This is a genomic window from Rhizobacter sp., from assembly GCF_031412495.1.
Taxonomy (GTDB): Bacteria; Pseudomonadota; Gammaproteobacteria; order Burkholderiales; family Burkholderiaceae_C; genus Schlegelella_A.
In genome coordinates, this window is the sequence record NZ_JANODC010000237.1 from 1 (window position 1) to 1,836 (window position 1,836).

1 protein-coding gene and 1 pseudogene are annotated in these 1,836 nt (G+C 70.5%); both read right to left on the reverse strand.

Features of this window, described 5'->3' with window-relative positions:
• On the reverse strand, window positions 1-1,539 hold a 1,539-nt coding region (locus tag AC30N0_RS09070), incomplete at its 3' end, for a peptide chain release factor 3 (RefSeq protein WP_489517599.1).
• Window positions 1,540-1,577: 38 nt separating this feature from the next.
• Window positions 1,578-1,836: pseudogene (locus AC30N0_RS09075) on the reverse strand (AraC family transcriptional regulator); the annotation flags it as partial.

The window sequence follows — 1,836 nt, forward strand, 5'->3', positions numbered from 1 at the left end:
CTCCAGCAGCACCGTCGGCGCGTTCACGGCGTCGAGCGCCACGCGGTGGGAGTTGCCGTCGATGAAACGCTTGAGCTCGCGCTCGTCGGCGGCGGCGCCGTCGCCGGTTTCGCAGGTGACCCAGCGCGCGACGTTGTAGCGCGCCGGCAGGATGCGCGCCCTGCAGCCGTATTCGTGCTCGAGCCGATGCGCGACCACCTCGAACTGCAGCTGGCCGACGGCGCCGAGCAGCAGCACAGAGCCGGCCACCGGCCTGAAGACCTGGATCGCGCCTTCCTCGCCGAGCTGGGTCAGGCCGGCGCGCAGCTGCTTGGTGCGCAGCGGGTCGGCGACCTCGACCGAACGGAACATCTCCGGGGCGAAGAACGGCAGGCCGGTGTACTGCAGCTGCTCGCCCTCGGTCAGCGTGTCGCCGAGCTGCAGCACGCCGTGGTTCGGGATGCCGATGATGTCGCCGGCGAAGGCCTCGTCGAGCAGCTCGCGCCGCTGCGACAGGAAGCTCACCACCGTGTTCGGACGCAGCTCCTTGCCGGAGCGCACGACCTTCAGGCGCATGCCGCGCTCGAAGTGGCCCGAGGCGACGCGCAGAAAGGCGATCCGGTCGCGGTGCGCCGGGTCCATGTTGGCCTGGATCTTGAACACGACGCCGCTGAACTTCGTCTCCTCCGGATGCACCGTGCGCTGGATGGCGATGCGGTCACCGGGCGGCGGCGCCAGGTCGACGAGCGCGTCGAGCACCTCGCGGACGCCGAAGTTGTTGACCGCCGAGCCGAAGAACATCGGCGTCTGCCTGCCGGCGAGGAAGGCGGCGCGGTCGAACGGCGGCGCGGCGTCGGTGAGCAGCTCGATCTCGCCCTGCGCCTGCGTGTACTCGGCGCCGAAGCGGCCGGCGTACTCGGCGTTGTCGAGGCCGGCGAGGATCTCGTCGCCGCTGCCGCTGTCGCGGTCGCGGTCCTGGCCGCCCTTGAACACGCGCATCTGCTTCTCGCGCAGGTCCATGACGCCGTGGAAGCGCTTGCCCATGCCGACAGGCCAGGTGAAGGGCACGACCTCCATGCCGAGCTCGCGCTCGATCTCGTCCATCAGGACCAGCGGCTCCTGCACCTCGCGGTCCATCTTGTTGACGAAGGTGAGGATCGGCGTGTTGCGGGCGCGGCAGACCTGCAGCAGGCGGCGCGTCTGCGGCTCGACGCCGTTGGCCGCGTCGATGACCATCAGCGCGGCGTCGACGGCGGTCAGCACGCGGTAGGTGTCTTCGGAGAAGTCCTGGTGGCCGGGCGTGTCGAGCAGGTTGATGACGCAGCCGCGGTATTCCATCTGCATCACCGACGACGCGACCGAGATGCCGCGCTGCTTCTCGATCTCCATCCAGTCGGAGGTGGCGTGCCGCGAGGCCTTCCTCGCCTTCACCGAGCCGGCGATCTGGATTGCGCCCGAGAAGAGCAGGAGCTTTTCGGTGAGCGTGGTCTTGCCGGCGTCGGGGTGGGAAATGATGGCGAACGTGCGGCGGCGGCGCACTTCGGGAGCGAGGTCGGTCATGGGCCGGGGAGTATCGCCAGAAACCCTCCCGGGCACCGTCAGTGCACGAACGGGCTCACGACCGCGAGCAGGCGCTTCACGTAGGCGTCCTTCTCGCCGACAGGCGCGGCCCGGTTCAGCGCCTTTTCGGCGGCCGCCGCGCCGGCGCAGCGCAGCATCACCCACGCCGAGAGGTACTGCGACGCGAGGCAGCCGCCGGCGGTCGCGACCGGGCCGCGGGCGTGGAAGGACGCGTCCTCGACGCGGACGCCGGCCTGCATCAGCCAGGGCCGCGTCGTCAGGTCGGTGCACGCGGGC